Source organism: Paenibacillus ihbetae (genome assembly GCF_002741055.1).
In the GTDB taxonomy this organism is placed as follows: domain Bacteria; phylum Bacillota; class Bacilli; order Paenibacillales; family Paenibacillaceae; genus Paenibacillus_AQ; species Paenibacillus_AQ ihbetae.
In genome coordinates this window covers 5,198,839-5,222,665 of the sequence record NZ_CP016809.1, presented here as the reverse complement: position 1 = coordinate 5,222,665, position 23,827 = coordinate 5,198,839, and the positions used below count along the sequence as shown (strand labels likewise).

The 23,827-nt window shown below is 49.9% G+C and carries 18 protein-coding genes; all 18 read right to left on the bottom strand.

All coding sequences use genetic code 11. The annotated features are described in order from the left end of the window. Positions 1 to 54 precede the first annotated feature (54 nt). The 18 genes from rpmG to BBD41_RS23295 all read right to left on the bottom strand — a co-directional run bounded on the left by rpmG (position 55) and on the right by BBD41_RS23295 (position 23,810). On the bottom strand, positions 55 to 204 hold the full coding sequence (gene rpmG, locus BBD41_RS23390; protein ID WP_007127873.1) for a 50S ribosomal protein L33: 150 nt from the start codon (positions 202 to 204) through the stop codon (positions 55 to 57). A 93-nt stretch (positions 205 to 297) separates the two neighbouring features. Further along, positions 298 to 1,113 (bottom strand): AAA family ATPase, encoded by an 816-nt coding sequence (locus tag BBD41_RS23385; RefSeq protein WP_099478884.1) that lies wholly within the window; start codon positions 1,111 to 1,113, stop codon positions 298 to 300. Positions 1,114 to 1,147: 34 nt separating this feature from the next. After that, positions 1,148 to 2,335 (bottom strand): GTP-binding protein, encoded by a 1,188-nt coding sequence (locus BBD41_RS23380; protein WP_077567368.1) that lies wholly within the window; start codon positions 2,333 to 2,335, stop codon positions 1,148 to 1,150. Positions 2,336 to 2,585: 250 nt separating this feature from the next. Next, on the bottom strand, positions 2,586 to 3,401 hold the full coding sequence (locus BBD41_RS23375) for an ABC transporter ATP-binding protein (RefSeq protein WP_077567369.1): 816 nt from the start codon (positions 3,399 to 3,401) through the stop codon (positions 2,586 to 2,588). Positions 3,402 to 3,433: 32 nt separating this feature from the next. Next, on the bottom strand, positions 3,434 to 4,486 hold the full coding sequence (locus BBD41_RS23370) for a FecCD family ABC transporter permease (protein ID WP_077567370.1): 1,053 nt from the start codon (positions 4,484 to 4,486) through the stop codon (positions 3,434 to 3,436). Continuing rightward, complete coding sequence (locus BBD41_RS23365; protein ID WP_237087121.1) at positions 4,483 to 5,439, bottom strand: FecCD family ABC transporter permease; 957 nt, start codon at positions 5,437 to 5,439, stop codon at positions 4,483 to 4,485. Before BBD41_RS23365 ends, BBD41_RS23370 begins: the two co-directional genes overlap by 4 nt. A gap of 80 nt (positions 5,440 to 5,519) precedes the next feature. Next, positions 5,520 to 6,626 (bottom strand): ABC transporter substrate-binding protein, encoded by a 1,107-nt coding sequence (locus tag BBD41_RS23360; protein WP_237086881.1) that lies wholly within the window; start codon positions 6,624 to 6,626, stop codon positions 5,520 to 5,522. Positions 6,627 to 7,245: 619 nt separating this feature from the next. Further along, positions 7,246 to 7,476, bottom strand: coding sequence for a hypothetical protein (locus BBD41_RS23350; RefSeq protein ID WP_157929332.1), 231 nt, complete (start codon positions 7,474 to 7,476; stop codon positions 7,246 to 7,248). Between the two features lie 2,605 nt (positions 7,477 to 10,081). Continuing rightward, the gene (locus BBD41_RS23340; RefSeq protein WP_077567374.1) at positions 10,082 to 11,221 is read right to left on the bottom strand and encodes a toxic anion resistance protein; all 1,140 of its coding nucleotides are present in this window, start codon (positions 11,219 to 11,221) and stop codon (positions 10,082 to 10,084) included. Between the two features lie 33 nt (positions 11,222 to 11,254). Then, positions 11,255 to 12,943 carry a substrate-binding and vWA domain-containing protein gene (locus BBD41_RS23335; protein ID WP_077567375.1) on the bottom strand — a complete coding sequence of 563 codons (1,689 nt, stop codon included), beginning with the start codon at positions 12,941 to 12,943 and terminating at the stop codon, positions 11,255 to 11,257. Between the two features lie 13 nt (positions 12,944 to 12,956). Beyond that, entirely contained in the window at positions 12,957 to 13,703 is a 747-nt protein-coding gene (locus tag BBD41_RS23330; RefSeq protein ID WP_077567376.1) for a hypothetical protein, read from the bottom strand. Between the two features lie 335 nt (positions 13,704 to 14,038). Beyond that, the gene (locus BBD41_RS23325) at positions 14,039 to 15,061 is read right to left on the bottom strand and encodes an endo-1,4-beta-xylanase (RefSeq protein ID WP_077567377.1); all 1,023 of its coding nucleotides are present in this window, start codon (positions 15,059 to 15,061) and stop codon (positions 14,039 to 14,041) included. Next, positions 15,058 to 16,629 (bottom strand): glycoside hydrolase family 43 protein, encoded by a 1,572-nt coding sequence (locus BBD41_RS23320; protein ID WP_077567378.1) that lies wholly within the window; start codon positions 16,627 to 16,629, stop codon positions 15,058 to 15,060. The genes BBD41_RS23325 and BBD41_RS23320 overlap by 4 nt, the downstream gene beginning before the upstream one ends. A 3-nt stretch (positions 16,630 to 16,632) precedes the next feature. Continuing rightward, positions 16,633 to 17,592, bottom strand: a complete 960-nt coding sequence (locus BBD41_RS23315; protein WP_007127858.1) for a carbohydrate ABC transporter permease — start codon at positions 17,590 to 17,592, stop codon at positions 16,633 to 16,635. Further along, positions 17,592 to 18,551, bottom strand: coding sequence for an ABC transporter permease (locus BBD41_RS23310; RefSeq protein ID WP_077567380.1), 960 nt, complete (start codon positions 18,549 to 18,551; stop codon positions 17,592 to 17,594). The genes BBD41_RS23315 and BBD41_RS23310 overlap by 1 nt, the downstream gene beginning before the upstream one ends. An 86-nt stretch (positions 18,552 to 18,637) precedes the next feature. Beyond that, positions 18,638 to 20,332, bottom strand: a complete 1,695-nt coding sequence (locus BBD41_RS23305; RefSeq protein WP_077567381.1) for an extracellular solute-binding protein — start codon at positions 20,330 to 20,332, stop codon at positions 18,638 to 18,640. 125 nt (positions 20,333 to 20,457) lie between these two features. Further along, the gene (locus tag BBD41_RS23300; RefSeq protein WP_099478878.1) at positions 20,458 to 21,993 is read right to left on the bottom strand and encodes a response regulator transcription factor; all 1,536 of its coding nucleotides are present in this window, start codon (positions 21,991 to 21,993) and stop codon (positions 20,458 to 20,460) included. Next, positions 21,990 to 23,810: a sensor histidine kinase gene (locus BBD41_RS23295; protein WP_077567383.1), complete on the bottom strand. Its 1,821-nt coding sequence runs from the start codon at positions 23,808 to 23,810 to the stop codon at positions 21,990 to 21,992. The genes BBD41_RS23300 and BBD41_RS23295 overlap by 4 nt, the downstream gene beginning before the upstream one ends. Between the last annotated feature and the right edge of the window lie 17 nt (positions 23,811 to 23,827).

Here is a 23,827-nt window from a genome sequence, read left to right as displayed (position 1 = left end):
CAGAACATTCAACACTGTCTTGCGTAATAATTACGATTAATAACACTGCTTATATTAACGTGTCTCGCGATGCAGCGTATATCTTTTCAACCTAGGGCAATACTTGCGCATTTCCAAACGCTCAGGATGATTTTTCTTATTTTTGGTTGTCGTGTAATTGCGATCTCCTGTTTCGGTGCATGCCAGGGTAACGATGACTCTCATATTTTGCATCCTCCTTATTAGTAATGTTTACGATTAATAATGCTAATCTCTATGTGTATCCTTTGTCAAGTCCCAATCGGATGATGGCTTCTATTAATAAGCAGCGACAATTATTGGTTTATACTCTTCAATAGCGTTCATCATATGCTTCATCTGAAGAGGCATTCGCTCAATAATCGCTTTACGTTTTGCTTTTAGCACGATCTGCTCGATATCAGCAAAGCTGCACTTTGCAAGCTGCCGGCAAATTTCAGTGAAAATTGACGGATCACATTCCAATTCGCCAATGAGAATTTCAATGTATAACTTCCTTTGCTCCTGCCCAGGTACGGTATAGATTAACTTCGTATCGAACCGGCGCCATATAGCCTGATCCAGATCCTTTTCCAAATTGGTGGCCGCCATTATAATGCTCCGGTCTCCAAAATCATCCAAGCATTGGAGCAACGTGTTTACAGCACGCGCCATCTCCTTGACTTCATCGTTGTTATCTCGAGTCCGGGCTATGGCATCGAATTCGTCCAGAAACAGGACACACGGGAACGCGCTGGCATAATCGAATATCTTACGGATATTGCTTCCGGTCTCCCCCAAATGACTGTGGATGATCGCATCCAAACGAACCAAAACAAGTGGAAGCTCAAGTACCTTAGCCATGTAAAAAGCCGTTAACGTCTTTCCTGTTCCGGGAGGTCCGTACATGACAATTTTGTTTGGAACCGGCACGCCATGCTGTTCAAACTCCTCCCTCATTCCTAAAATTTCAATAAATTCTTTCACAATTCTTTGATTGACTTCTGACAAAATGAGATGCTTTGCCTTTCTGGCACATTCTTTGGGTGAGTATAGGTTTGCCATGTCAATTCCCTTCGCACGGGGAAGACGCTGGCTCGCATTACTTTTACTCATGAATGGCTGCTGCTCCTTCAGTGTATATAATCAGTTATGCAATCCATGGCAATGGATTCTCAAAGCGCGCCCAATTCAAGCTCATTTCCTCATCGGTAAGCAGACACTGATCCAACGCAGCCTCAATATGCTCTCGATCCATGTCGATCCCGATCATCACCAACTCGGTTAGCCGGTCTCCCCAATGGGTGTCCCATTTCACCCGTACATCCTCCTCGGTTCGTAAAATCTCCTCTCTTTCGGCTTCAGGAAGCGCGGCAACCCAATATCCGGCGGGTCCAAACTGAATCGAAGGGCCGGCTTGGCTTAAGCTTGCCGCAACATCTCCATCTGCAGCCAACCACACCAGCCCTTTGGCTCGAACAACCTGTTCAGGCCATTCCCCCATGAATTCAGCCAACCGGGATGGATGAAAGGGCCTTCTGCGGCGATACACGAAGGAGCTGATTCCATACTCTTCGGTCTCCGGCACATGCGTTTCTTTTTGCAATTCCTGGATCCATCCGGCTGACAAACTCACACGTTCAAAATCAAAGAATCCCGTATTCAAGATCTCCGACGGATCGACCTGCCCATGCCGGGTACGAATGATCTTGGCGCTCGGCTGCAGCTTCCGAAGGACAGCTTCAAGCTTGTTCAATTCCGCCTCATCCACGAGATCACATTTATTAAGCAGCAGTACATCGCAGGTTTCAATCTGATCGATCAGCAAATCCACGACATCACGATCATCTTCACTTCCCGCGCCCTGATTGCGGTCCAGAAGGCTCTGACCGGATGCGAAATCCTGCCAGAATCGATTCGCGTCCACGACGGTGACCAAACAATCGAGCTTAGCCAATTTCGTTAAATCGATCCCTGTCTCTTCGTCGGCATATGTAAATGTCTGAGCGACCGGGATCGGTTCGCTGATGCCTGTGGATTCAATCAGAATGTAATCAAACCGTTGCTCAATGGCGAGTTTTTCGATTTCCTTCATTAAATCATCTCGCAGCGTGCAGCATATGCATCCGTTGGACATCTCGACCAGCTTCTCTTCCGTACGGGATAAGGACGCCTCTCCCTTAACCAGTGCTGCATCAATGTTAATCTCGCTCATGTCATTTACAATGACAGCGACCTTCAGGCCTTGCCGGTTATTCAGTACGTGATTTAATACCGTCGTTTTTCCCGAGCCGAGATACCCGCTGAGTACCGTTACGGGGATTTGTTGTTGTGTCATTGCATTCTTCTCCTTGTGACTTGATATTGGACTTAAAATAGATTAATTCATCTTATTCGTAATGATTACGATTTATGACAACCCTAATATAATTGCTTTTATTCAAAATGTCAAACGTCCATATTTCGATACGGCAGTTCGTTAGGATCACAAATCATCTTGGCTCCAAAAAAACCACAGCGAATAGACCAAAGATGATCATGGATCCCTGGTCTACCAGCCCTTGATTTTGTAAACGTTGAGCAATTCCTCATCCTTCACGTTGAACGATGGAATGGGGCAGGAATATGGGCGTTCCCGCCACAGGATCCTTCAACACCGTAGCGTGTATTCCGAACACTTCCTGCAGCACAGCTTCAGTCAGCACTCGATCCGGCGTACCATCCCGTACAATCCGCCCGTCCTTAAGAACAACCATGCGATCCGCGTATCTCGCCGCCTGATTCAAATCATGAAGCACCACAATGATCGTAGTCCCTCTCTCCTGGTTCAGCTTTCTAACGAGCTCCAATATCTCCAACTGATGTCGAACATCCAGAAATGTCGTGGGCTCATCCAGCATTAACACGGGGGTCGACTGCGCGATCGCCATGGCAATCCACGCTCGCTGCCTTTCTCCCCCCGAGAGAGAATCCAGCGGCCGCTGCTCGAAAGCTTGCATTCCGGTAACCTCAAGCGCCTCTTCGATCGCAGCATGATCCTGCTTTTTCAACATCCGCAGCGGACCTACATGAGGATACCGTCCCTGCTCTACCAGCTCTCTGACCGTAATGGCCATCGGAACCTCCGGTGACTGAGGGAGTATCGCCATCTTCCTTGCCAAGGCTCTCGGAGATTCTTTTGCAATGGCATGCCCATCCAGATATACACACCCTTTCTGCGGCATAAGCAGCCGTGCCATGGTTTTAAGCAGCGTGGATTTGCCGGATCCGTTGGTGCCCAAGAGCGCGGTCACACCCCCCGATAGGATATCCATAGACAGCTCTTTGAGGATGGGTTTGTCGTTATATCGCAGCTCTATGTTCTGAGCTTCCAGCAAGGGTTTTTGGGATTGATCTTCTTTCATCTTCGTCTCTGTCTCCTTGTTCGTTGAAACATTTAATGTGATTTTCTTTTTTGCTTAATGAGATACAGAAAAAAAGGAGCCCCCATAAAGGCGGTAACTGCCCCTACCGGAAGGGAAACCTGCGAGCTTAAACCGAATACATGCAGTTCAAACGATACGGCCTGGGCAATGACATCGGCGCCGAGCAGCAGCACGCCTGTGACAACCGTACTGAAAGGGAACAATCTTCTTGCATCTTGGCCTACCAGCCTCCTTGCAATATGAGGGCCGATTAGGCCAATAAATCCGATCGCGCCAACAGCTGCAACCGCTCCGGCGGTCAGCACTGCCGCCAGGATCAGCATCATCCATCTCATTCGGCGAACAGGCACGCCCAGACTAGCCGCCGTAGACTGCCCCAATTGCAACGCATTCGCAGCTCCAGCGCTAAGAAGACCGAGAGGGATGATGACTAATGCCCAAGGCCAAAGCATATCCCAATGCACCCATACCCGGCCATTAAGGGAGCCGATCATCCATAACAGGATGCTGCCGACCGCTTCCGTATGCCGGAGCAGGATTAACGACGTGCAGGATTGCAATACACTGCCCGTCAGTATTCCGACTAATGCAAGCCTGGTGATATCCATTCCCTTACCAAGACTTAATGCGTTAACAAAAAGGACGGTGCCGATGCCGCCGGTCCATGCAACCAAAGGAAGATACCTCGTCGCATCCCCTAAACCGTCAGCAAATGTGATCCAAATGACGATCATCAACACCGAGCCTGCCGATACGCCGAGTAATCCCGGCTCTGCCAACGGGTTGCGGGTTATGGACTGAAGAATCGCTCCTGCCAGGCCCAGCATGGCGCCCGCTACAAGCGCAATCAAAGTCCTTGGGAGTCGAAGCTGCCATATGATTTGTCGATGATGTGCCTCTTCATGTACGTTCGCCAATGCACGCAGAATATGCTGCGGTGAAATCACCACTTTGCCAAATGCGATATGCATGACACACAGAATCAGGACAAGCAGCAAAGCTGCCATCAGTCCGATCTTATATGTCATCTCATAGGGATTGCGATTACGGATCAGCTTGTTCATTCTGAAGACCGCCCCCCAAGCTTACGCAAAAACAATGCGATAATAACAGGTCCGCCGATTAGAGTCGTCCAAAGCCCGACAGGCACTTCCCTGGGCATAAACACGGTTCGTGCCAGAATATCGGCCGTTGTTAACAGGACGGCTCCGAGCATTGCCGAGAATGGAAGAACGAACTTTGCGTCATATTGCTGTGATAAGCTCCGTATCAGGTGAGGAGCGATTAAGGCAATATAGCCAATAGGTCCGCACTGGGATACAACCGCTGCCGTCATCGCGCAGCAAACGATGAGCAGATAAATACGCACCCGCATGACATGAATTCCCAATCCTTCGGCCGTCTCGCTCCCCAAGCGCAGTACGTTCAAAGATCTGGCGAAGCTTAGGGAAAGGGGGATCGTAACGAGCGCCCAGGGCAACAGATAACCGACATGAGTCCAATTGCGGTTCGCCAAATTCCCCATCAGGAACGTAAACAAGAGGCTCGCACTATTGGATGACCCCATCGTAATCACCCATACCACCAATCCGTTCATGATCGCAGTGACAGCAGCGCCGATAAGGATAATATGTATGCCTCCATTTCTTCCCCCGGCTGCCAAGATAACCACAGCCCCGCCTATAAGTCCTCCAAGAAGGGCAAACCATGGCTGCATGCCATAGGAGACGGGAACATGTAAAACCGTAACGAGAGCCATCATAAACGAAGCTCCCGAAGAAACACCTAACAACTCCGGACCTGCTAATGAATTTCGAAGTCCATCCTGCAGAAGAACGCCGCATAACCCCAGCATCGCTCCGGCCATGCATCCTAGTACGATTCGGGGAAGCCTGATCTCCAGAACGGACACCCTCTCGAGTTCGGTTCCCCCGTTAAAGAACAGCAGCTGCTGCAAGCTTGACCAGGATATTTCCGGGTAGCCGTGCTTCATGCCTATTGATATCACAGCAGCCATCATGACAAACAATGCAAAAAAAAGGGGCGCCCCCCCAATTTTTGCTCTCTTGATTATGGTGGGATCGATACGCTGCAAAGCTATTCCACCGCTTTCTTATAAAGCTCGGGATACATGTTGCTCATCGCTTCGTCTAATATGATGCCGAGCGACCGCGTTCCTCTGCCGCTGGCCCATACGGATGTACGCATCTCATGGACCTGTCCATTCTTCACCGCGCGGAGTCTGGACCACAGCGGGTTCGTCTTGAATTGCTCGGATAATGGCTGTGAGTCGGGGCTGAACGTGAAGGTTTCGACAAAAATATAATCCGGATCATTCTCAAGCACCTTTTCCAATGAGTAAGCCATCCCCCCTGCTTGGTGGCCGCCGTCAGCCTCGGGTGCGGGCCATGGGTATTGAGTGACTTCCGCCAGCATCGAGCCCACAAGTGACCCGGCCGTATCGATCCCGAAATTCACATCAGATCCGTACATGACCAACGCGGTTTTATCCTTCGGACTGTGTTCCTTGTAGAAGTTGAATTTATCCAGAAGGCGCTTCTCGGCCGCTTGTGCTTCCGCTATTCGCCCGGTCAGCTGGCCCATATGCTGCAGGAACTCGATCGATTCTTGCATACTCCTAGGCTGGACGATGTATAACGGAGCAATGCCGTCTAAGCCTTCCCGCAACCCTTCATGGGTTCCTTCCAATCCAATGACAAGATCCGGTCCCGCCAACGAAATATCCTCCAAATTGGGTTCAAAGAAGCTTCCTCCGATTTGTCCAAGGCTTGCTGCTTCCTCACCATAAAACTCCGGTTCTGGCGCAAGTCCTCCCGCCGTTACCGCAGCAGGTTTCAATCCCAGCTCAACCAGGGCATCTACGCAGATCTCTGTTAAACACGCCACCTTCTCCACCGGCAGGGCAACGGATATCTCCGTTCCGGTTACATCCTTGAATGTCGCTTCGGCGCTTTTTCCTTCCTCATTTGACGCTGCCTCTTCAGCACTTGGCGTTGCTTTTTCACCATTAGAGGTTGCTGATTCACCATTTGACGTTGCCTCCTCAGCTTTTGGTGTTGCATTTTCAGCATTTGGATTCGTCTTATCCGTTGCAGTCTCAGTCCCCGTTTCTTGAGGAACACTGCTGCAGCCAGAAATGAGTGCTGCAATTATCAAAAATACGATACCTAGTCGCTTGCGCATATGGTACATCCCCTTACCTATAGTTGTAATAATTACGAATTAGACATGTGGAAAATAACTGAACTGCCCATGAAAATGATATGTATTCCCTTCTTAATCACATTGATCTCCACCACCTAAAATACATTACTCGAGGTAATTAAATTGTAATTATTACTATTAAATTCGAAAGAAATATAGCATGCCGCCATGAAATAGTCAACATATTTTTCCAAGAAGATTCGTCGCGGAATTAGACAAAAAACCTGATCGCTTACATACAAAAAAGCCGCGGCTAAGCGGCCTCTTGGACTAATCTGCTATTGTCTTCTCACCGTTACCTATCCCTCGCCTCATCTAACCTTCCTTCGGTGATCCATTCTTCCGATCTGCCGACATCAGTGGCTTGCCGATCCATAGTCCTCATTGATCTTGCAGTTTCTTTCCTAGCGGATCATCCGATAGAATTACCTGAATCGATAAATCGTTAATTAATTTGATCTTAACAAAAGAGTCATTCGCCGAATGGTTGATTCCTGACACATGTACGCTTCCTTTACTTCGCGTGTCATCGGGACTATAAATAAAGGAAACTTCATAATCGGAAGCCCCTTTTCGGTACACATAGTTATACATGTATTCATCCTGTGTCATTTCTGAATGAATGAACAAAAAACTGCCCCTCTTTCCCGCTTTGTCTAGCTTTAGCCAACCAATCACGGACCTGGTCCCTATGCTCAGGTTCAACTTGATTTAACTCGTAAGAAAAAACCTTAGACATCCTATTGTCCAGATCTGGCACGTTGGCTTCTTTACCTGAACATCCTGTCATCAACAATATCAGCAAAATGAAGCCTATAATGTATTTCATCGCTCTCCCTTTCATCCTTTGATTCCAATTGATATCCCGAAATCGCATCTTGGTACACAAACAGCCCGCCCCCAGCGTAGATTTGCTAATCTAATGTCCGGGGGCGTATGCTGTCTAATGATTCATTTGTATGCCTTTCCAGCACAGATGCATTCACCTTCACGAAAAAAGAGAAGCTCCCTGGCTTCAATGCCATTCATTGCGTTAAGTACCTTTCAACCCAAACCCTCGCTCAGCTCAGGCTTAAACCTTACCCGGACAGGGGCTGGTTCCCTCATGTTTCTCCGTCATTCTACCATACGATAACGGATCTTGGGAAAATTACCATTCAACAATAACCGAAAGCACAACATTCCACATACGGAGTGATGAGCTACCTTCTCATATCGAAGCTGCACCTGTACGCTCCGCTGAGCTACATTCAACCATCGAAGCCTGCACCTGTACGCTCCGCTGAGCTACATTCACCCATCGGAGCTACTGCTTACACTGCAACTTCGCTTACGCAGTGACGGGCCACCGCTACGCATCGCAGCCCCACCAACAACACAGCAAAAAGCCGCTCAGGACGTATACACCTGAGCGGCTTTCCCACTCCCCCCCACTGATAGGGGTGAAGGGCCGATTCACCAAGCGAGAACGCTAAGACTTCAACGGAGCAGGCGGAATGGGGCTGGAGAAACGGAGTGGTCGCCTTTGTCTCCGGATTTCCCCATTTACGAATCCCTTTCAAGAAATCCGGTGACAACAGCGATCGGAAGCACCATCCGCATGCGGAGTGATGAGCTACCTTCACACTTCGAAGCTGCACCTGCCCCCCACTGAGCAAACCTTCACGCATCGGAGCCCCACCAACAGCACAACAAAAAGCCGCTCAGGACGTATACACCTGAGCGGCTTTCCCACTTCCCCCCACTGATAGGGGTGAAGGGCCGCTTCACCAACGGTTACACCTCGCGAGAACGCTAAGACTTCAACGGAGCAGGCGGAATGGGGCTGGAGAAACGGAGTGGTCGCCTTTGTCTCCGGATTTCCCCATTTACCAATCCATTCAAGAAATCCGGTGACAACAGCGATCGGAAGCACCATCCGCATGCGGAGTGATGTGCTACCTTCACACTTCGAGGCCCCACCTGTACGCTCCACTGCACCTCACACTTCGAAGCCTGCACATGCACGATCCACTGAGCAACCCTCACACTTCGAAGCCTGCACATGCACGATCCACTGAGCAACCCTCATACTTCGAAGCTGCACCTGCCCCCCTCTGAGCAAACCTCACACTTCGAAGCTGCACCTGCCCCCCCCCCACTGAGCAAACCTTCACGCATCGCAGCCCCACCAACAGCACAACAAAAAGCCGCTCAGGACGTATACACCTGAGCGGCTTTCCCACTCCCCCACTGATAGGGGTGAAGGGCTGCTTCCACCAATGGTTACACCTCGCGAGAACGCTAAGACTTCAACGGAGCAGGCGGAATGGGGCTGGAGAAACGTGAGAGGTCGCCTTTGTCTCCGGATTTCCCCCCATACAACCATCCTATTCAAGAAATCCGGTGACAACAGCGATCGGAAGCACCATCCGCATGCGGAGTGATGTGCTACCTTCATACAGCGAAGCTACATCTGCACGCTCCACTGCACCTCACACTTCGAAGCCTGCACATGCACGATCCACTGAGCAACCCTCACACTTCGAAGCTGCACCTGCCCCCCCCACTGAGCAAACCTTCATGCATCGGAGCCCCACCAACAGCACAGCAAAAAGCCGCTCAGGACGTATACACCTGAGCGGCTTTCCCACTTCCCCCCACTGATAGGGGTGAAGGGCCGCTTCACCAACGGTTACACCTCGCGAGAACGCTAAGACTTCAACGGAGCAGGCGGAATGGGGCTGGAGAAACGGAGTGGTCGCCTTTGTCTCCGGATTTCCCCATTTACCAATCCATTCAAGAAATCCGGTGACAACAGCGATCGGAAGCACCATCCGCATGCGGAGTGATGTGCTACCTTCACACTTCGAGGCCCCACCTGTACGCTCCACTGCACCTCACACTTCGAAGCCTGCACATGCACGATCCACTGAGCAACCCTCACACTTCGAAGCTGCACCTGCCCCCCCCACTGAGCAAACCTTCATGCATCGGAGCCCCACCAACAGCACAGCAAAAAGCCGCTCAGGACGTATACACCTGAGCGGCTTTCCCACTTTCCCCTCTGATAGGGGTGAAGGGCCGCTTCACCAACGGTTACACCTCGCGAGAACGCTAAGGCTTCAACGGAGCAGGCGGAATGGGGCTGGAGAAACGGAGTGGTCGCCTTTGTCTCCGGATTTCCCATTTACCAATCCATTCAAGAAATCCGGTGACAACAGCGATCGGAAGCACCATTCGCATGCGGAGTGATGTGCTACCTTCATACAGCGAAGCTACATCTGCACGCTCCACTGCACCCCACACTCTTCGAAGTCTGCACCTGCACGCTCCACTGAGTTCCCTTCACGCCTAGGAGCATCACCTACTGAAGCACCATCCGCATGCGCAGTGATGAGCTGCCTTCACACTTCGAAGCTGCACCTACACGCTCCGTTTGAGCAACCTTCACATTAGCCAGCAATCTTCTTCCCGCGCTCAAGCCGGACAATTTGCTCTTCACCACTGTCTGCCAGCTCACGGAACTGGTCGATCGTCTCCCGCATCTTCGGGAGGGCCTGCTGCTTAAAGGTGCTGATGGCCTCCATCGCCTCGAATGTATCGGCAAACGCCTTCTTCAGAACGTCCACCGAAACACTGCTGTTAATGGCTTGTTTCTGGATGGCCACTCCTTGGGATTTCAACATCTTCGCTGTCCCTTCGATGAAGGTGTTCGTCGTCTTGTTCAGCGCTTCAATCTTCTCTAGCACAATCTTCTGATTGTACAGGGCACTCGCTACCGTGACCGCGACACGCAATGCCGACACGGTAACCGTCTTCGCCCGATCTACCCCGCGAATCAGCTCCTTATTGTTGCGGATCAGAACCTCAAAGGCCAAATAGCCCTGTTGATTCACCGCAAGCATCTGCTGCATATCCATCAAACGCTGACGCAGAGGGAAGAGGACCTCTTCGGAGATAAAACGAATCTTCTCCGGATCGCCGCCGCGCTCCTGCTCCAAAGTCAGCTCCTGCTCAATCCGCTGGTCCATGAACATTCCGAGCTGAATCTCCTTCTGAAGCTGTTTCGTGAGATCGCGAAGGAACTGCTGTTCAATCTCAAGCGTCGTGTTATCGTTTTTGAGGGTCGCCTTGCCTTTATCCAAGGTTTCTACGATTTCCGAAATGACTTCATCCGCTTTCTTGAACTTCACAAAGTAGGCACGAACCGGATTAAAGAGCTTTCCGAGAAAGCCTGTTTTGAGAAAATCTATCCCGCTGGGATCCAGATCCTTCAGATGGAGATGAAGCTCCGTGAGTCCCTTGGCTACAGGCCCGCCTTCATCGCCGGCCTTCGACAGCTTACCGACGGTTACTTTGAGCAAGGAGTTTTTGTCAGAGGACTGGCGCATCGTGCTCATTCCGAAAGAATCGATGCTGGTCAGAATACCCCGGCGCTGTTCAAGCGAGTCCAGATTGATGTCCATCAAGGACTTTACATTGGTCTCGGCCTGGGTCATCAGCTGCTTCATTTCTTCATCGACAGGAGCGACTTGTTCCTCCAGCACCGTCTTGATTTCATTCTCATTTGGTACAGTCATTGTAAAAGTCATACAAAAACCCCCTTTAACCCAATATAGATTGCATTACATTTGCACATTCAGCAATTGACCGATCTTATAGACAACGTCGTCGGTGTCGGCATTGATGCTTGCAGCTTCATTAATGCTGGAAATCTTCTGAAGAGCTTCAATGTCGGCGTTGTAGCCGATCGTGTAAATCGGAATCTTAAACGCCTCAATCAAACCTTGAACATCCTTTAGCTTACTGCCCCGGTTCGTATCGCCGTCGCTCAGTACGAAAATGACCGGCTTCGTATTCGGATTCGCGGCGATTTCATCCTGCAGCAGCTTCATGGCTACGACAATCCCGTCAAATGTGGCGGTATTGCCCTCCGGAACCAGGTTCTCGGCCGCACCGACGAACAGGGACTGCTGGTTTGTATCATATTTTCCAATCGGGAGGTTGATGGTTACATCATCCGAATAGGAGACAAGACCGATGCTGTTCTGTGAACCCAGATACTTCTGACCTTGAATCAAGGATTGCCGTAAGCGATTGATCGGTTCACCGGACATACTGCCTGACACGTCGGTTACAAACACAGCCGTAATGGAGGCTCCGCCATTTTTCTTGTCCTTCCAAAGCTTCTGCGCCCGGGAAATGGTTCCGCCGTCAACGACCTTCGCTTCCGGCTTATAGTCTGCCAGCTGGTTAAAGCCGTATTTGCTCGCGCTCTTCTGATATTTATCCTGAGCGGCAAAGTCGGCAAACTTCTTCAAGATTTGCTTCTTAAGCGCCGGGGTATCCCCAAGGGCATACAGCGGGCTGTCGTGTCTTACGCCAAACGGAACGAATTCATAGGCTGACCGGAGCTCGGCTTCATTAAAGAAGGTTTGATACTCCAGAACAAAAGCATCCAATCGACCGGATTCGGCGGCTTCCCTCATCTGCAGTGTGGTTAATGCAAGGAATGGGACGTTGGCCTGGAATTTCTCAAACCCTTCGACGGCCTTGTCACTCAGCAGATTTTTGCTGTCGATCGCGCTAAGCGCAGCGACCAGGAAGTTGAGTCCGGTCGAGCTGGCAAACGGATCCGTGTACCCCATCGACAGCTCGCTGGCTGCAATCGCTTCCGTTACCGTTTTGATGTTAACCTCGCCATACTTGCTCTTCAGCTCATCATATTTTCCTTTATCGATCACGATACCAGGAACATTCCCGTTCAGGCTCTTCGAGATCCGTTCGGTCTTAATACCGCCCGATTTGATCATCTCCATCCACAATTCATTGGATGGCGTAAAGGCATCCGGCACGTATTTGCCGGACTTTATGTAGTCTGCTGCCGTTCCCGAGTTAATGCTTCGGATCATCACAGACACTGGCTTGCCGTTAACGGTGACTTTGGCCTTATTGAAATCCGTTGCCACCTCATTCAACCATCCGTCTACCCCTGACCCCGCTTTCTCGGGTGAAGAGAAAATTTCAACGAAATGAGGGGTGGTGCTTTTGACCGAGACCGGGAACTTATCAATGTCGGGCAGGGATTCCGCCACGTCCACAGGATTTAAATCAATCTGTCCTTTAATGGGCTCTGGTGTTTTGACTTTAATCTTACTGTACAGCTTATCAAGCTTCTTGGCCGCCTCCTCAGGTGTTAGCGGCTGAGCTCCGCTTCCGAGATTCGAAGTGGCACTGATTCCGAAATAGACGACTGCAAAAACGACAACTACAATTGCGGCAAGAAAACCAATGACTTTACCTCTGCCGGACATTCCATGACCCCTTTCAGTCTTTGTACAGTTTGGTTTGGCTGATCAGAGCATCGATTTCTTTCATGCAAGACATGTTTTCAATGCTCTCTAAATCCAAGCTTCCTAGACGAGCAATCTCAAGAAGGAGCTTATCTAGCTTTAATAAAATTTCTTCATTCGTATTTAAGGATTCATTCACAAAATTAAGGTACTCATTGTAAACCTCGATCTTCTCCTCAATGATTCGCGCAGACAGCTTTTTGTTCTTTCGCAAATCCGCAATGGCCGCAAAATCAGAGACACTGAACACGCCGAGCTTATTGAGAATGCTTTTGATATTCATGTAAAACAGGTTCTCGACTTCATGGATCACGGAATTGAACTTTTTATAGCTCAGCTCGGACGCATCGAATCGCTGCTCCAATACCTCCAGGAGCTTCAGCTTCCGGTTCTTCATGCGATCCAGCTGATTTAACGCAAGCTCTACATCTTGCTTCAGCACCGCAATGGAACGGTAGCGGCTCATGGCCTCCACGTAGTCCTCATGCGTAACAACCTCTTTCTTCGTCTTCACAACCGGCTTCGGTTTAAACAGGTATGTATAGCTTCCATAAATTAACGCGATCAAGCTCGCTGCCAGAAAAGCCGCCCCGAAAGCAACGATCAGGGGACTCTCGGCTTTAAGAGATACCCCAAGAAAGCCTCTGGACCAAACCAATATGTTTGTGACAATGACGATCGTGATCAAGAGGAAGAACTTTTTGAACTTAGGCTCGCTCAATACCCATCACCAACTTCACGCATCGTTATAAAACCACCCTTTTGATGTCCTGTTTTGTTAGCAAATTATACCACATACAAGCCTACTTTTCTTTGCATTTTAATCGAGAATTGGAAGAAGAAGTCACTTTTTGGGGAGGAAACTCGAATGAGCCTCTTTCCGCATTTACCAATATTATACGGTCTTCCTGCCCGGAGGTTTCCTGTTAGTTTCGTGATGGAAGCCCATCCGTCTTAACGGTATAGAAGAGCCGCAACAATCTCCCAATAAAAATATAGAGCTGCACCCACCTGATTCAGAGGGCACAGCTCTATATTTAATAAATTCAGCTATCATCAACGCCGAAGATGATTAGCAAGAGCAGCTACGCGATAATAAGCCGGCTTCGGCCTGTGCCGCTCATCGAACAGCAGCGGCCAGTTTTTGCGTCCACGTACCGGAAAATCGCTGAGCCAGGTGTGGTCGTCCGCAGCTCCCCAGAACGTCACGGCGCTAATTACATCGCTGTATTCCTTAAGCAGCTTGAACACGGCTTCGTAGAATTCAGCCTGCTGTTCCAGCATCCCCGGTTCAGGCTCGGTCAGATCGGCCCGCTTATCTTCGAAACGGAATACTGACACATCCAGTTCCGTGAGCTGAAGCTGCAATCCTAGTGAAGCATATTTTTCGATGGCTGCCCGGATGTCATCCAAGGACGGGTTGAACAGATTCCAGTGTGCCTGCAGGCCAATGCCGTGAATAGGAACTCCCCGGTCCAGAAGAGACTTGACCAAGGTATAAATTTTATCCCGTTTGCTTGGATGGGACTCGTTGTAGTCGTTATAGAACAACAGCGCATTCGGATCGGCAGCATGCGCGTATTCAAACGCTTTGGCGATGAATTCGTCCCCGGCGATTTCCGTCCAGCTGGAGGTACGCAGCAGCTGCTCGCCGTCATCGGCAATGACCTCGTTCACAACGTCCCAAGCGTAAATATCGCCCTTATATCTGCCTACGACCGTTTGGATATGCGAACGGATTCTTTCATAAAGTACGGCTTTGCTCACGAGCTGATTCTGCTTGTCGCGGAACAACCAATCGGTGGTCTGGTTATGCCATACCAGCGTATGTCCGCGGACAGCCATCCCGTGTTTGCGTGCGAAGTCCACGATTTGATCCGCCTCCTCAAAGGTGTAAAGCTCTTCCTCTGGATGGACGCTGGCGAACTTCATTTCGTTTTCCGCCGTAATGCTGTTAAAGTGATGCGTAAGCAGACTCTCCTGCGACTTGATCGTCTTGCTGCTGACCGCTGCACCTATATGGAAGTCTTCCGCGAATATGTCTTTAAGTGCGGACTCGGCCGGTACCGATACATTCATATCTCTTCCTCCTTACCAATCCTGGTCTCGAACCAGTCAAAGCTGGCCGGACCCGAAGCGGGTTTCCCGTTACCGCTTGCGTAGAGGCCGATAAGCACTCCCGTAAAGCACATTTTGTTTACAAAATCCTCCGGTGACAGCGACTTGGCCGCTCCTTGGCCGAGCCGGACCCACTCAAGGCCGTCGAGCGAATAGGACAACGAATAGCCGGTTACGTCCGAGCTAATCTTTAAATATACCGAGTCGGCATGGACCGGTGCTTCCGCCGCTAATTTGGATTCGCCTCTTACGGTCAGTCTGGCGCCGATCATCTTCCGCCCATCTTCCTGCTTTAGAAAAATTTCATAATGGGCGTCTTCATCCCTTCTCGCGCATATCCCCGCTTCCTCGCCATCGCGGATCGTACCGAATTCAAGCAAAGTTCTCCATTCCGCCCGGACATGTTGTTGGCGTCTGCCTACAAAAGCAACCTGGCCCACGTCATTTAAGCCGGCGGATTGTCCGCGCAAGGTAAGCCAGCCTTCTCGCTCGGTTAACGACCAGCTTCCTTCCGCCGGGTTCCGAAGAAAGGTCCAGCCATGCAGGAGCTTGGGCTCATCAAAATCATCCTTGCCTTCGAACAGGGCCATCGGCCCGGACTTTATCCTCTCTGGCGTCCCAGGTAACCATTTTACGCGCATATCGAGATTTACGGTGCCTTCATTGTTGTCGATCATCGGCCATCCCTCGTCATTCCAGGTTACGGGAGCAAGAAATGTCTCCCTGCCGAGTACGCTGTATCCCGAATCAACAAGTCGAACGCCAAGAAATACAGCCCACCAATCACCGTTCATATCCTCCACGAGGTCCGCATGGCCTAAATACTGAATGGGGTGCTCGATCCCCCGGTGTGTCAGAATCGGATGCGGATACAGCTCGAACGGCCCATAGGGACTCGCGCTCCGCCCGATAATTTCCCGGTGATCCTTCGCCGTGCCGCCGGAAGCGGACATGATGTAATACATGCCGTTTATTTTGTACAAGTGGGGCCCTTCCGTCCAGGGACCACCGTCCCCCCTCCAGATGACTACCGGCTCGGACAGCGCTTTCCCGGTGGCAATGTCGATTTCGTACTGGATGGCATGGGAGTCGTAATCAGCTCCCTGCTGGGCGGTCACATAAACCTTGCCGTCATCGTCGAAGAACAAAGAGGGATCGATCCCGCCATACGGGACCAGGATCGGATCGGACCATGGGCCGGCCGGATCCTGAGTGGTTACGTAAAAGTTCCCAATTCCATAAACATCCGTCGTAATCATATAGAACGTTCCGTTATAGTACCTTAGCGTCGGTGCATAGATTCCGTCCGAACTGCGCCTAGCCCTCAGATCCAGCTGGCTGTCCCGGTCCAGCACATGCCCGATTTGTTCCCAATCTGCTAAATTACGACTGCGGAAAATCGGCACGGCCGGGAAGTATTCAAATGAACTGCAAACCATATAAAAGTCATCCCCTGCCCGGACAATGCTCGGGTCTGGATAAAACCCCGGAAGAACCGGGTTCGCATAACCGATTGCATGTATCGTCATGTTCTACTCCTTAACACTGCCGACATTAAGACCGACAACAAAGTACTTTTGCATGAACGGATAAACCAGCAGAATCGGAACCGATGCCACGACCGTTACGGCAGCGCGAATTGAAATCGGCGTTACCATGTTCACCGCAGCGTCCTGCGTCATCCCGGCTCCGGCAGCCACTGCCGGGTTGCTGTTCGCGTTCATACTGGATGACAGCAGCTTCATCAGCTCATACTGCAAAGTGCTCAGCTCTTGGCGGGAGGAGGTATAGATGAATGCATCAAACCAGGAGTTCCAAGCCCCCACGGCCACGAACAGCGCAATGGTTGCCAGCACCGGCTTACACAGCGGGAAGATGATCCGAATGAAGATTTTAAAATCTCCGGCTCCGTCAATTCTTGCCGATTCGACCAAGCTTTCCGGAATCGTTCCGATATACGTCCGGATAACGATCATATTGAATGCGCTGATCATCGACGGGATCACATATACCCAGAACGAATTCAGCAGGTGCAAGTCCTTCATCAGAAAATATCCAGGAATCAAACCGGCGTTAAAGTACATCGTCAGAATAAAGATCAAGGTAATCGGCTTGCGGAATACATATTCCCGACGGCTCAGCGTGTACGCCAGCATCGTGGTCAAGACCAGATTCAGCAGCGTTGAAAGCACCGTTCGTGCCACGGAAATCCAGAACGCGTCATATATCGTTCCTGAAGCGAATACCGCCTTGTAATTCTGCCAAGTAAATTCCCTCGGCCAGAGATAGATTCCGCCCCGGATCGTATCATTCCCCGCATTCAGGGAAACGACGATCGTGTTCAGGAACGGATATAATGTGACAACGACAAGACCAATCATAAACAAGGTATTGAACGTATTAAAAAGGATCGGCTCTACTCTTTTTTTTCTGACGGATTTAGGCGCTGCGGCAGCAGTTGCTGGCCCAGGGCTGATTGTTTGATTTGCCATTATAGCAGCCTCTCTTCCCCTAGCCGTTTCGCGACTCCGTTTGCAATCAATAACAGCGTCACACTAACGACCGTTTTAAATATACCGGCAGCCGTTGCTAATGAGTAATTGCCTTGGGCAAGCCCGTACTTCAGCACGAAAATGTCAATCGTTTGCGACCAGTCGACAACAAGACCGTTGCCCAGCAAGTATTGAACCTCGAAGCCTGCTTCCAGAATGTGACCGACCTGCATGATCAACAGAATGATAATCGTTGCCTTAATGCCCGGCAAAGTGACATGGAACATTTTCCGATAGCGGCTTGCCCCATCCATATCGGCAGCCTCATAAAGCGCCGGGTCGATGGATGCCATCGCAGCCAAATATATAATCGTATTCCAGCCGACTTCTTTCCAAACATGCGACGCTCCGACGATTCCCCAGAAGTATTTGCCTTCACTGAGCCATTGGATCGGCTCCTTGATGAGATGCAGCTTCATAAGGACATCATTGATGATTCCGTCCGAAGCCAAGCTCGTCGCCACAATCCCGGTTACGATGATCCAGGATAGAAAGTGCGGAAGATAGGAGATCGTCTGTACGGTTCTTTTCCAAAATACTTTCTTGATTTCATTCAGTAACAATGCAAGGATAATTGCAGTCGTAAAGCCGAGAATCATATTGATAACACTCATTGCGAGCGTATTGCGAAGCACTTGCAGGAAACTATCATCCTTAAAAAGAAATTCAAAATGTTTAAAGCCTACCCACTTCTGTTCACTAAAGTCTCTAGCCGGCTTGTAGTCCTGGAAAGCCATGGTCCATCCCCAAATAGGAACGTAGGCAAACAAGATGATGTAAGCCATCAGAGGCACTGACATGTAGATCAACTGTCTCTGTTCTTTGAGGACGGCCCAGGTGATTTTCTTGTTTTTCTTAGGCTTCCGGACGGCAGAGTCTTTGACAAAGGTCTCTTCCATAAGTTTGTTCTCCCCAAAACCCCATATTTCGTAAACAAGGAAGGCATGAAGCCTTCCCGTTTCCGATTCATGTACCTTCCGCTGCCTTACTTAACAGACCAAGTGTCTCTTCTCCATTGCAGCACTTCATTAATCCGATCTTCATAAGCCTTGATGTTGAGCTTGCGGATTTCAGTGACGTACTCATCCCAGACGCTGTCGAATTCTTCCGGTTTAGCAAGAATGGCTTTCGGTAAGTACTTCGTGGACAGCTCATTTTGCTTCGTATTCACGATTTTCGCTTCAGATCCGTCTACCAGGTCGACAGACCATGCCGGGTACGCAATGTCGTTCTCAGGAGCAGGACTGAAGAAGTCGACATAGCTGTTGAATCCGTATTGGGCGAGGAAGTTCTTGTCATACTCTTTCATGCCTGCCAGAATTTCTTCAGGCTGGGCAGCCGCATCCGTAGCGTTGCCATCCGAGAATAAGCCTTCCATTTTTGGGGCTTGGCCGTAGAAGGAATCGGCTTTATTCGCGAGCTTCCAGGTTGCATCGGTAAACTGGTCGCGCTGCTCTTGCGTTTTCATGAATCGGCCGTCTTTGACGATGTAATCTTCCCCTTCGATCCCCCAGGCCAAGATTTTTTGCCAATCTTCTTGAATCAGCGTATCCAACAATTTAATAATTCTGATAGCCTGCTCTTCGGATGCATTGACCGTAATGCCGAACCCGTTGTTGAGGTTCAGAGCCGGACGATCTTTGTAATGATCCCGGATGCCTTCATCAAAGACAAGCGGAAGACCGACATATGTTCTTTCATCTTTCTTCTGGGTAATCAGCGCGTTTTCAGCGCTTTGGAAGTTCCAGTGCTGGTCAAACATACCAAGGACTGCGCCGCTGGAGATTTTCGCCATATACTGGTCGAAGTTTTGAGTAAACGTTTCTTTGTCGATGATGCCCAGGGCATTCATCTCGTTCAGCTTTTTATAATAGCGTTTGGCATAGTCCTTATCGGCGAAAATTTCCGCCTTGCCGTCTTTAACGACTACGCCGCCATCGTTCGGATGACCGATCAAATGCTGAGGAGCATTGAACAGACCCCAGTTTTTCCAGTCATAGTTCAGAATTTCAAAGCCGATCGTTGGCGTACCGTCGATGGTCGGATGCTTTTCCTTGTATTGTTTAATCAAGTCAAAATATTGATCCAAGGTTTTAACCTCTGGATATCCCGCCTCGGCCAATACGTCCTTCTGAATCCAGAAAGCCGGGCCCGAATACCAAGACGAGCTAACGTCCGCATTCGTTACGCCGTAGTTTGGAAGATTGTAAATATGACCGTCATTCGGGTCTTTCATCATGTTCCAGTACTTCTCATAATGCTTCTTCAAGTTTGGCGCATGTTCTTCAATCAAATCCTCGAGCGGGATAAAGGCACCGGCAGCTGTCAGCTTTTGATTCGCTGTCATCATGTCCGGGTAATCGCCGCCTGCGATCATAACGCCGAGCTTCTGGTCAATATCGCCTGCAAGGAACTCGAATTTGAAGGATGCGCCTGTCTTTTCCCTGATTAATTTATAAATCTTGTTGTCAGGTGTTGGTTGCTGGTCGGGCTGACCGATGAAAACCGAAATTTCAAACGGCTCGACTCCATTCGCGACATTTTCCCCGGCTTCCTGTCCGTTATTATCGTTCTTGGCGGCTCCCTTGTTGTTACCGCCGCTGCAAGCCGATAGTACGAGACCGAGCGAAAGCAGCAGCACCATGCTGAACCGGAGTACCGACTTTTTCTTTCCCCCCATTTAAAGCACCTCCGAAATGATATGGTTACATCAAGGACTGTAAGCCCTTTCAATAACTTATCTTTATTGTAAAAGCGCTGCCAAACGCGAACTATAACACAATTAAAGCTTTTCCCCTAAAAACTTTAGTTCCTGTTTTTGTATTCATTGGGGGACATCCCCAATCGCTTCTCGAATTGTTTCAGGAATTGGCTGTAGTTCGCATAACCTACCTTTTCCGCGATTTCGCTGTTTTTGTACTGGTTTAGCCGAAGCAGCCTGGTGGCCTCCTCAATCCGGAGATTATGCACCCATTCGTTAAAACCGACACCATTCTTCTTCATGAGCAATTGCCCCAGATACACCGGATGCAAATAAAAACGCTCGGCCAGCTTCTTGATCGTCAGGCCCTCCCGGTAATGTTCCCGGATGTATTCGTTGATCTCCTGAATGATTCCCTGCGATTTACGAGCCTGCTCCCGGCTCAACAAGTCAATGCACTCGAGGCCGAAGTTAAGCAAGAGATCCAAAAGATCGTTCAGATTCATCACCGAATCGGCCAACGCGGATACATCATATTTCGCCAGCACATCCGACGCCTGCTCGCCGGATTCCTCCATATACTCTTTCATTTTGTACATCAAATGAATGACGGTCTTTTTCACCGTTTCAGGGGCGAGCCGCATGGTGCGAAACCTCTCCGCTTCCGCAGCGATCGTATCTTGATAACCGGCGGCATTTAGAAGATTGAACGCCTCCATCACGCTGTCCACCAAGCGTATCGAGGCATAACGGTATTCCAGCTTTCTGTTATCGACCGATTCGTAAGAAATGACCCCGGCATAATCGGGGTCATAGAATTTATGCTTTATCGCCTCTTCCGCGGTGCTGTAGCAGCTGGCAAGTCGCATGATCGATTGTTCCGGTGAGCCCACGGCCATAAACACGCGGTGACCGGCGAATCCGGCAGACAAGTCAGCAAGCATCCGGAGCGCGGGATCCTCCTGACCGTCATCCGGCGAATACCCGAAAACGATGCCGAAGCGATTCTTGTCGAGGTCAATCAAAAACATGGCATGTTGCTGTTCAACCAGGGAGCTGGCGATTCCCCTCCATTCTGCGTAACTCGTTGGCTCCGTTTGAACCAGGCAGATGTTCCATGCGTCCCGGCTGGCTGACAGAGGCTCCAGACCGTCCGGGCCGTCCCTATCCGGAGCCGGACTGTGCCCTAGCAGCTGACGGATCTTTGAAACTTGCTCTTCCCGGGAAGCGATGCTGCTCCATTGTTGCTTCTCGGCTTCCTGCAGCAACTCACGATAAATCTCGCGCAGTACGTGAGAAGCTTCTTCCACCTCAATCGGTTTCAACAAATAGTGCGCGATTCCGTAACGCATCGCTTTTCTCGCATACTCGAACTCGCTATATCCGCTAACGATGGCGAAGCTGATTGTTTTGTTGCCGTTCTTCTGCCACTCCCCGATCATTTCAAGGCCGTCCATGAGCGGCATATGTACATCGGTGACCACTAAATCCGGCGCAAGGGAAGCCATCAATTTCAGCCCCTCCGCGCCATTGGCGCATGTGCCGCATATGTCAAAGCCAAGCTCCTCCCAATTGATCCATAATTGCATGCCTTCCAAAGCTCCGGGTTCGTCATCGATCAGCAGAACTTTAAATCTCAATTCCGTTCCCCTCCTTGCTCGTAATCCTGATGATCCAGCAGACTGACAGGAATCTCGAAGAACACCGTCGTTCCCTGATCCGGTTTGCTGTAAATATCAAAGCGGACAAGGTCGTTGTAATATAGCTCAAGCCTGCAATATACATTGCGGATTCCGATGCTGGTGCCGGATGTATTCTCGTTGCGCATGGAAATCAGGACCTCGCGAAGCTTTTCCGGGACCATGCCTTTGCCGTTGTCCTGCACGGATACACGAAGGTTGCCGTCTATTACCGTCGCGCTGATTTTGACCACACCTTTTCCATCCACAGCCTGAATGCCATGCTTGCACGCATTTTCCACCAATGGCTGGATACTCATCTTCGGTATTTTATAAAGCAGCGCTTCCCGGTCGATATCAAGCTCATACTCAATCTTGTCCCGGAATCTGAATTTCTCGATCTTCAGATACATTTCGATGAACAAGATTTCTTCCTCAAGCGTAACGATGTCCGCTTTCCAGCTAAGCAATCTGCGAAGCAGTCTGGACAGGTTCTTGATGATATCCGTCACGTCGGAATAATTGTTTTTCGTACAGACGACCAATATGGCATTCAGAGTGTTAAACAAAAAATGCGGATTCATCTGACTTTGCAAAAAGTTCAGCTCTGCCCGTACCCGCTCCATCTCCAGGTTTTTCTTCTGAATTTCGAGCTTGTACACATTGTTGATCAAAGAGTTAATCTCGGCTGTCATCCTATTGAAATTCTGGATCAAGCCGCCGATCTCGTCCCGGCCCTCATCCATTCGGATCAGGTCGAACTTCTCGTTGGTAACCTTCTGCATATGTCTGGACAACCGTTTAACTCGATAATTGTATGATCGGAGCATGATGTAAATAAATATAAACGAAAACAATGTAATGACAGCTGCGATCATTCCCACAAAAAGCTGCATATCGCGTATGGCTTGGGATAACCGGGTTCCCTGCGTCACGCCAACCAGCTTCCAGCCCTTTACGTAACTTGCCGTCCCGATGGACACGACATGTACGTCTTTGTCCTTGTCATGATCTGCAAGCTGAAACACCGGATAAGCATCGGTAACGTCCCGCTGGTACCCGCTGTCCGCGGACATAATGATTTGGTTATGCTCATTGACCAGATAGAGATTTAAATAGTCCTGCTCGCGCAGGATGACATCGTAAATTTTGTTTAAATCAATATCGATCCGGAGCAATTTATCATACTTGCTATATATGTCGAAATAGTCCATTTTTTCGATAACGCTCAGATAGGGGACCGTCGCTGTGCGGTTATTTGCTTCAGTAGCCCGGTAGGCCGCTACCATCACAGGGGACGTCGATTGTTCCCACAGCCGATACCAGTCGCTATTCTTCGCATTGGCATCGAGCACTTGATAATTCCCGCCGGGCATGATCGTATCATTCTCCGTAAATATGCTGATTCGCTGAATCTGATTGTTGACGGGAATATAACTGGTCACCCGGTTTCGAAGCTGTTCGTCGAACGTTTCGTAAAACTGGATCGGACTTTCGTAAGTTCTGTCCAGCGTTTCATACAACAGCTTGTCCGTATTGAGCGCATGACTGACCGCTACACCCCCGTCAATGAACTCATGAATATCTTTTCTGGCCCGCTCCAGCGAGATATGGAGGTTTTGTTCCTCGCGGTCTTTGATGACGCCGGTCATCCGGTCCATGAACGCGATATTGATAACCGCGATCGGGAGCAGCACGCCAATCACGTAGATGAGTATGAATTTATAGTTCAACGGTATATCGTTAATAAATGATCGGAATCTGAAACGTTTTTTCATGATTTTGGCACCGTCCC

Coding starts and splice junctions, on each gene's coding strand:
- rpmG (WP_007127873.1), bottom strand. CDS start 204: ATGAGAGTCATCGTTACCCTGGCATGCACCGAAACAGGAGATCGCAAT.
- BBD41_RS23385 (WP_099478884.1), bottom strand. CDS start 1,113: ATGAGTAAAAGTAATGCGAGCCAGCGTCTTCCCCGTGCGAAGGGAATT.
- BBD41_RS23380 (WP_077567368.1), bottom strand. CDS start 2,335: ATGACACAACAACAAATCCCCGTAACGGTACTCAGCGGGTATCTCGGC.
- BBD41_RS23375 (WP_077567369.1), bottom strand. CDS start 3,401: ATGAAAGAAGATCAATCCCAAAAACCCTTGCTGGAAGCTCAGAACATA.
- BBD41_RS23370 (WP_077567370.1), bottom strand. CDS start 4,486: ATGAACAAGCTGATCCGTAATCGCAATCCCTATGAGATGACATATAAG.
- BBD41_RS23365 (WP_237087121.1), bottom strand. CDS start 5,439: ATGGCTGCTGTGATATCAATAGGCATGAAGCACGGCTACCCGGAAATA.
- BBD41_RS23360 (WP_237086881.1), bottom strand. CDS start 6,626: ATGCGCAAGCGACTAGGTATCGTATTTTTGATAATTGCAGCACTCATT.
- BBD41_RS23350 (WP_157929332.1), bottom strand. CDS start 7,476: ATGAAATACATTATAGGCTTCATTTTGCTGATATTGTTGATGACAGGA.
- BBD41_RS23340 (WP_077567374.1), bottom strand. CDS start 11,221: ATGACTTTTACAATGACTGTACCAAATGAGAATGAAATCAAGACGGTG.
- BBD41_RS23335 (WP_077567375.1), bottom strand. CDS start 12,943: ATGTCCGGCAGAGGTAAAGTCATTGGTTTTCTTGCCGCAATTGTAGTT.
- BBD41_RS23325 (WP_077567377.1), bottom strand. CDS start 15,061: ATGAATGTATCGGTACCGGCCGAGTCCGCACTTAAAGACATATTCGCG.
- BBD41_RS23320 (WP_077567378.1), bottom strand. CDS start 16,629: ATGACGATACATGCAATCGGTTATGCGAACCCGGTTCTTCCGGGGTTT.
- BBD41_RS23315 (WP_007127858.1), bottom strand. CDS start 17,592: ATGGCAAATCAAACAATCAGCCCTGGGCCAGCAACTGCTGCCGCAGCG.
- BBD41_RS23310 (WP_077567380.1), bottom strand. CDS start 18,551: ATGGAAGAGACCTTTGTCAAAGACTCTGCCGTCCGGAAGCCTAAGAAA.
- BBD41_RS23305 (WP_077567381.1), bottom strand. CDS start 20,332: ATGGGGGGAAAGAAAAAGTCGGTACTCCGGTTCAGCATGGTGCTGCTG.
- BBD41_RS23295 (WP_077567383.1), bottom strand. CDS start 23,810: ATGAAAAAACGTTTCAGATTCCGATCATTTATTAACGATATACCGTTG.